The organism is Polaromonas sp. P1_G4 (assembly GCF_056405475.1).
This window is the reverse complement of the sequence record NZ_JBFUCA010000221.1, coordinates 1-6,595: the sequence shown is the minus strand read 5'-3', so window position 1 is coordinate 6,595 and position 6,595 is coordinate 1. Positions and strand designations below refer to the sequence as shown.

The following is a 6,595-nucleotide window of genomic DNA, read 5'->3' as shown; positions in this document are numbered from 1 at the left end:
GCTGTAGTGATTGGCATGCCGGCTCGCATCAGTAAATACCTGTCAAGTTATTTCGAATGGCAAATACGCGCTCGTATTTCTTGTAAATAGTCCGGTCGGTGGCCGCGTAGGTGATGTTGGCGCCCCGGCAGTTGGCATAGCTGCGCAAGGAGCCTGCCTTGTCCTGGGTGCGCGAGTTTTCCGGCGTACGGGTCAGCAAACACACCCTGATGGCGGTTACGCGCTGCCATGATGTGAAGCCCGCGACATCGGGCAATGCAGTCACTTCGGCAGCGGTATGGTAGGTCTCCGGAGACGTCCCAGCTGTCCCGGCCACCCCATATCGGATCACCATGTCTTCAATGCCTTCAAAAATCGGTTGATAAATGGTGTCTTCCGGGTTTTTTCCATTGCCGTTGCATCCGAGGCTCTTGGTATTCACTGTCCGGGTGGTACCGCCGACGCCCTGGGCCGTATAGCTGGTAGCGACCAGGCCAAAACGGTTGGATACGTAGCGCGGCCGTCCATCGGCAATCTGCGCCGCATTGTTGGGATCAAGGTCAACAGATTGCCTCAGGCAGTCGAACCCACTCCCAAAGGTCGATGCATCCAGCTCTGGCATGGTGAAATAGTTGATCACAACCGAATCTGGCGCAGTGGCTACCGTGCTGCCGCAAGCCCTGGTTGTGGGATTGAACACCGCGCCGTCGCACCCAAACAGCCCCTGGTTATAGGCCACGGCGGTTGAGTATTTGGTATTGGTGAATCCCCCCAAATTACCTGAGGCCGCGGAGGTGGTGGACATGATCATGGGGTAGAAACCCGCCATCTGAAGGTCGCGGCCAATCATGTCCAGTGCAAGCTTGCCGGTCTCATTGAGCATCGCCATATTGGCTGAGGCTGTAGCGGCCGAGCGGGTGCCCAGATATGCCGCCGCTGCCGCGAGGGCGAGGACCAGGCCGATGACCAGACTGACCAGCAGCTCGATCAGTGTCAAACCGCGTTGGCGGTAGCGCGGCTGCGCCATTCCGATGTGAAGTGTCTTCATGGAATCATCTCAAGATTGGCGCATTGAACGCCGGCCAGGGCGGTAGCCGTTCCCAGTGCAGTGGGGCAGCAGTTTCTTGCGGCGATTCCTGTGGTGGTCGCCGTGCATATGTCGGGTGAACGCAGTGTTGTACCTGTACCGTCCAGGTTGTCTTTGCTATACCAGGCAACGGTCACCAGGAAGCGCAAGTCCACGCCTTTGGTTCCGGTGGGCGTTACGATGCCCACCGCGCCCGGCAGCTGGTTGTTCAGGTCAAGACGCCAGATAGTGATGTCATAGGCCGCCAGCTCGGTCGGGGTACAGGTTGCAGTGTTGCAATCTTTGGCCGGGTTCAGGTAGGTCGGGGTTCCATCAATGGATGTACGTTCAGCGGCGTAGGTGCGGGAGAAGTTATAAGCGGTTGCGTCCGCACTGGCATTTGCCCTGATGCGATCCGCAAAGCTGCTGATGCTGGACGACAGCGCCGATCGCACCCATCCGGTTTGCTCGTACTTGAGCGAAGCCGTCTGCATGCCGACCATGCCGAGCACACCGATGGAAAGAATAAGCATGGCGATCAAGGCCTCGATCAGGCCTGCACCTCGCTGGCGACTCATGGACATGCGCTGACTCCTCCGTATTTTTTGACACTTACCCGGCCTGCTGAAGTGATGCAAATAGAGCGGTAGTGAGGACTGGTGTTGCTTTCGAGGATGTATGAAAGCGAGAAGTTGGACTGGGCAATGGATGCAAGCCCTCGAGAATCGAACGTTAGGCGCTTCAAAGAAGCACTATCTGACAGGTCAAAGCTGTCGACGCCAGGCTGGCGCACTGAAATCAGTGTCGAGCCGACCGTTGTCGGGTCGTTTTGTGTGGCGCTGCAACTGGGATTGGAAAAAACTATCCAGCCGGCTTGCCAGTTGCTCCCCGCCGTTGCGCATGTGGGGGTGCCCCCGGTAAGGGCATTGGAGGTATTGCTCGACATGCAGATGGTGACGCAATTGTTTCTGCTGATCGCTTCAATCCTCGCACGCGAGACGTCATTGGAAAATTCAGCCGTAATGGCGCCTGCCTGGTTTCGAACCATGAACTCCCTCAAATTAGGCAGTCCTATGGCCAAAATCATGGCTAAAACAGCAACTGTCACCATGATTTCGATGATGGTGAAGCCTGCGTCGCAAGCGCGCGGGGTCGCTTTGGCTGGGCGGCGTAAGGAGGTTGAGCACACGGTCATTCGCATGTCGTGAGTATAGGAACCGCCGTTGACGGGCGAGGCTCCGGCTGTCGGGCTCCGACTACCATTAATCTGGTGGCGGGTAGGGTTTTTGCCGGACCCGGAGCGATTTCTACCGCCTGACCTCGTCCACCAAGGTCTTGAATTCGTCAATATCCTCGAAGCTGCGGTAAACGCTCGCAAAGCGGACATAGGCCACCTTGTCGAGCTTGCGGAGCTCACGCATGACGAGCTCGCCGATGCGGTTGGACGGCACTTCCCGCAGCCCCAGGCTCAGGAGCTTTTCCTCGATGCGTTCAACCGCCGAGTCGACCTGCTCGGTGCTGACGGGCCGCTTGCGCAGCGCGAGGTTCAGGGACGCCAGGACTTTGCTGCGCTTGTACTCGATGCGCCTGCCGTCCTTCTTGACGATGGACGGGAAGGTGACATCGGGCCGCTCATAGGTTGTGAAGCGCTTTTCACATGCGCCGCACTGGCGGCGGCGGCGTATGAATTCGGCATCTTCGCCCACGCGCGTCTCCACGACCTGGGTTTCAAGGTGGCCGCAAAAAGGGCATTTCATGATGGGCAGCTCGAATTTGAAGGCGTAAATCGGCCTCCAGCCCAATCAGAACGAGCGCAGGCAGCTATTAAAATCATAGTGCCTGCGCTGTCCGTCATGGTTAGCGGTAGACCGGGAAACGGCTGGTCAGGGCGTGGACCTTGGCACGGACCGCTTCGATGTTGGCCGCGTCGCGCGGGTTATCCAGCACGTCGGCGATCAGGTTGGCCGTGATGCGCGCTTCTTCGTCCTTGAAGCCGCGGGTCGTCATGGCCGGGGTGCCGATGCGCACGCCGCTGGTGACCATCGGTTTTTCGGGGTCGTTCGGGATGGCGTTCTTGTTGATCGTCATGTGGGCGCTGCCCAGCACGGCTTCGGCTTCCTTGCCGGTGATGCCCTTGGCGCGCAGGTCGACCAGCATGACGTGGCTTTCGGTGCGGCCGCTGACGATGCGCAGGCCGCGCTGGGTCAGGGTGTCGGCCACGATCTGCGCGTTCTTCACGACCTGCTGCTGGTAAGCCTTGAACTCGGGCGCCATGGCTTCCTTGAAGGCCACGGCCTTGGCGGCAATCACATGCATCAGCGGGCCGCCCTGCAGGCCGGGGAAGATGGCGCTGTTGATGGCTTTTTCGTGTTCGGCCTTCATCAGGATGATGCCGCCACGCGGGCCGCGCAGGCTCTTGTGTGTGGTCGACGTGACGATGTCGGCGTGCGGCACCGGGTTGGGGTACACGCCCGCAGCCACCAGGCCGGCGTAGTGGGCGATGTCGACCATGAAGATCGCGCCAACGGCCTTGGCCACCTTGGCGAAACGCTCGAAATCGATGCGCAGGCTGTAGGCCGAGGCGCCGGCGATGATCAGCTTGGGTTTGGCCTCGTGGGCCTTGCGCTCCATCGCGTCGTAGTCGATCTCTTCCTTGTCATTGAGGCCGTAGGAGACGACGTTGAACCACTTGCCGCTCATATTCAGGGCCATGCCGTGCGTCAGGTGGCCGCCTTCGGCCAGGCTCATGCCCATGATGGTGTCGCCGGGCTTGAGGAAAGCCAGGAACACGGCCTCGTTGGCCGATGCGCCGCAATGCGGCTGCACGTTGGCGGCCTCGGCACCGAAGATGGTTTTGATGCGGTCGATGGCGAGCTGCTCGGCCACGTCGACGTGTTCGCAGCCGCCGTAGTAGCGGCGGCCGGGGTAGCCTTCAGCGTATTTGTTGGTGAGCTGCGAGCCCTGCGCGGCCATGACGGCGGGCGAGGCGTAGTTTTCGCTGGCAATCAGCTCGATGTGGTGTTCTTGCCGGGCATTTTCAGCCTGGATGGCGGCGAAGATTTCAGGGTCGGTTTGTTCAACCAGGATGTTGCGGTGGTACATGGCAGTCCTTAAAGACGTGGTCCCTGCTATTGAAACAAGGGCTGCCCAGGCGAACGGCTAAACGCTTCGGCCCAACGGCTTTCAGCGGTGCGCTTCCCAGTGGTGTCCCACGTCAGCTCCAATGGTTGCGAAAACCTTGAGCCTATCGCCAGTCGCGCACCTCGCTAGTGTAACTGAGCGCGCCCAAAACCTGCCGCTTCCGGGCTTCTTCACCTGCACCCCGAAAAGCAAAAAGCCGGAGCGCTGTAGGCGGCCCGGCTTTTTTTGCAGTGCATGGGGTGAAAAGACCCCCAAGTCGCCCGAATCAGGACTGGTTCAGCAACGCCACCTTGTCAGGCGTCTTGCCTTCAGCTTCGGGCGTGGCCGGCAGGGAGGCCGGCACCGGGCGCGACGAGCCACCGGGTGTGGTGAAGAAAGGCGAGGGCGCACCGCGCTTGGAGGCAGACGCCACCACGGCCAGCAGGCGGGCATGTTCGCCCATCACCTTGCCGGCGTAACCGCCGTCGTCGTCCATGTTGGCTGCGCCTACATAGTATTTGAGGCCGCCCTCGACAGAGCCGGCGCGGGCGATGCATTCCTGCAGCACCTTGACGCCGACGCGCAGGTTGGTCACCGGGTCAAACGCCGCCAGCTTGCCGCCGAAGTTGTCGTACTTGTCGTGGTGCACCTTGGTCATGACTTGCATCAGGCCCTGGGCGCCGACCGGGCTTTGCGCGAACGGGTTGAAGCCGGACTCGATCGCCATGATGGCCAGGATCAGGGTGGGGTCGAGCTTGGCTTTCTGGCCGATCTCGAAGGCCTCGGCCACCAGCACGCTCAGCGGCTCGGGCGCGACGCCGTACTTCTTGCTCAGCCAGTAAGCCACCGCCGCCTGTTGGGCGGGCAGGTCTTTCGGGTTGGACGCCGTGGCGCGCTCAATGGCGGCCGGCTCGGTAAAACCGATGGCGGCTTCCTGGCGCTGCTGCAGCCAGGTCATGAGCTTGAATTCACCGGCCTGACGCAAGTCGGGCCGGGCAGTCAGGGTGATCACCGCAAACACGACTGCCAGGCCCAGAAGGGCGAAGCTGTTGTGGGTAATCTCGAAAAAGCCTTGGGAGATGTCGTCAACAATGTTTGAAACACTGCTTCGCACATTCTTGATGTGTGCGTTGACATTCAGGTTAAGGCCGAATTGTCCTAGCGCTGTCATAGCACTCCTTTCTACGCTTGCAGGCCCTTTGGGGGGCCAGGCAGGCTTTGATTGGGTCGCCATCAAACCAAGGCAAGCCTTGTGGGTGTTGACCCTTGTTTGACGTTGCCGGCTTCTTTGAGGAATAGGGCAGCGGGTTCGGGTTGTCCCTAGGATTCGTGGGACTGGCGGGATTCTATGGGGTTGGTTAATAACCTGTCAATAATAACAAATTGATTCTTTATATTAAAAAGTCAAATAAAAACCTTGATTTCCGGCAAAACCGGCCTGAATCAAGGTGTTTACGGGCTTTATTTGAGATGGAGCTCTAAGTTAAGTTTTGCCTCTAAAAAGCGCGATCAGCCTTTCGCGGCTGCGGTTGTAGGCCGTTTTCCATGTTGCATGTAGTCGCCGGATCGGCACCTGAGGCCGGCGCGGGTGGCCCCGGAGCACACAAAAAGGCAGCGGCAATCACATCCTGCGCTGTGATTGAAAAGATGGTCTTGCTTGCGGGACGGCAGGGGTTTAACCTGCAATTGCGTGTTCACTCACGCATCCAACCGGGTAACCAACCCCGGAAAATCTGGAAGCAATCACTTGCTTTCATCGCACTGGAGACGATAACTCTCTTCTTTGYGGAACCCCGACGGCATGAGCATAAACGCCCGCCGTCAACCCCGGTCGGTCTGACTGCCCGGGGTTTTTTCTTTTGGGGGCGCGCTTTTCACAGGCCTCAATGCCCTTYGGTTGACCGTCTTTTTCAAATAAATCATTGACCTGGCGGCCCCGGCGCTAAAAACTCGACGCCTATGGCAATCAAAGATTTGAAGAACAAATGGCAGGAATTCAACTGGCGCGAGACCAATTGGCGGGAAATCGGAAAAACACTGCCGGCCAGGGCTGCCGCCGTGGGCCGGTCGCCGCTCTGGCAGCGGCGCGCGGCTTGGGCAGTGGGCAGTTTGCTGGTGTTGTGGGCGCTGGCTTATGCGGCCGTGCCGCCCATCCTCAAATCCCAACTGGAGAAGATCGCTTCTGAAAAGCTGGGCCGCCAGGTCACCGTGGGCGAGGTCGACTTCAAGCCCTGGTCGCTCGAACTGACTCTTCGCGACCTGGCCATTGCCCGTGCCGGCCCTGTGGGTGGCGTTTCGGCAGCTTCTCCCCAGGCAACACCCCAGTTTTCCGTCAAGCGCCTATATATAGATGCAGAGCTGGAGTCCCTGCTTCGCCTCGCCCCAGTGGCCGACGCTGTTCAGGTGGACGAACCCGTCGCGTTTCTTACC

The 6,595-nt window shown here is 59.6% G+C and carries 7 protein-coding genes and 1 riboswitch; of the genes, 1 reads left to right on the top strand and 6 read right to left on the bottom strand.

Annotation, left to right across the window (positions count from 1 at the left end; genetic code table 11):
- Positions 1-28: 28 nt before the first annotated feature.
- The 6 genes from AC1D1X_RS12520 to AC1D1X_RS12495 form a co-directional block, all read right to left on the bottom strand.
- Positions 29-1,027 (bottom strand): PilW family protein, encoded by a 999-nt coding sequence (locus AC1D1X_RS12520; protein ID WP_477668973.1) that lies wholly within the window; start codon positions 1,025-1,027, stop codon positions 29-31.
- Positions 1,024-1,629: a type IV pilus modification protein PilV gene (gene pilV / locus AC1D1X_RS12515; protein WP_477668974.1), complete on the bottom strand. Its 606-nt coding sequence runs from the start codon at positions 1,627-1,629 to the stop codon at positions 1,024-1,026. Before pilV ends, AC1D1X_RS12520 begins: the two co-directional genes overlap by 4 nt.
- On the bottom strand, positions 1,620-2,156 hold the full coding sequence (locus tag AC1D1X_RS12510; RefSeq protein WP_477698373.1) for a GspH/FimT family pseudopilin: 537 nt from the start codon (positions 2,154-2,156) through the stop codon (positions 1,620-1,622). The genes pilV and AC1D1X_RS12510 overlap by 10 nt, the downstream gene beginning before the upstream one ends.
- Before the next feature lie 196 nt (positions 2,157-2,352).
- Positions 2,353-2,802 carry a transcriptional regulator NrdR gene (nrdR, locus tag AC1D1X_RS12505; protein ID WP_457280253.1) on the bottom strand — a complete coding sequence of 150 codons (450 nt, stop codon included), beginning with the start codon at positions 2,800-2,802 and terminating at the stop codon, positions 2,353-2,355.
- Positions 2,803-2,902: 100 nt separating this feature from the next.
- A complete protein-coding gene (gene glyA, locus AC1D1X_RS12500) occupies positions 2,903-4,147 on the bottom strand; it encodes a serine hydroxymethyltransferase (protein ID WP_477668976.1) in 1,245 nt (414 codons plus the stop codon).
- A 36-nt stretch (positions 4,148-4,183) separates the two neighbouring features.
- A riboswitch (ZMP/ZTP riboswitch) is annotated at positions 4,184-4,313 on the bottom strand.
- Between the two features lie 138 nt (positions 4,314-4,451).
- Complete coding sequence (locus AC1D1X_RS12495) at positions 4,452-5,336, bottom strand: lytic transglycosylase domain-containing protein (protein ID WP_477668977.1); 885 nt, start codon at positions 5,334-5,336, stop codon at positions 4,452-4,454.
- A 788-nt stretch (positions 5,337-6,124) separates the two neighbouring features.
- Between AC1D1X_RS12495 and AC1D1X_RS12490 the strand changes: the two genes are divergently transcribed.
- On the top strand, positions 6,125-6,595 hold a 471-nt coding region (locus tag AC1D1X_RS12490), incomplete at its 3' end, for a DUF748 domain-containing protein (RefSeq protein ID WP_477698372.1).

Excerpts from the sequence above, each read along its gene's own strand:
- AC1D1X_RS12520 (WP_477668973.1), bottom strand. The coding sequence starts at position 1,027 with ATGAAGACACTTCACATCGGAATGGCGCAGCCGCGCTACCGCCAACGC.
- pilV (WP_477668974.1), bottom strand. The coding sequence starts at position 1,629 with ATGTCCATGAGTCGCCAGCGAGGTGCAGGCCTGATCGAGGCCTTGATC.
- AC1D1X_RS12510 (WP_477698373.1), bottom strand. The coding sequence starts at position 2,156 with ATGGTGACAGTTGCTGTTTTAGCCATGATTTTGGCCATAGGACTGCCT.
- nrdR (WP_457280253.1), bottom strand. The coding sequence starts at position 2,802 with ATGAAATGCCCTTTTTGCGGCCACCTTGAAACCCAGGTCGTGGAGACG.
- glyA (WP_477668976.1), bottom strand. The coding sequence starts at position 4,147 with ATGTACCACCGCAACATCCTGGTTGAACAAACCGACCCTGAAATCTTC.
- AC1D1X_RS12495 (WP_477668977.1), bottom strand. The coding sequence starts at position 5,336 with ATGACAGCGCTAGGACAATTCGGCCTTAACCTGAATGTCAACGCACAC.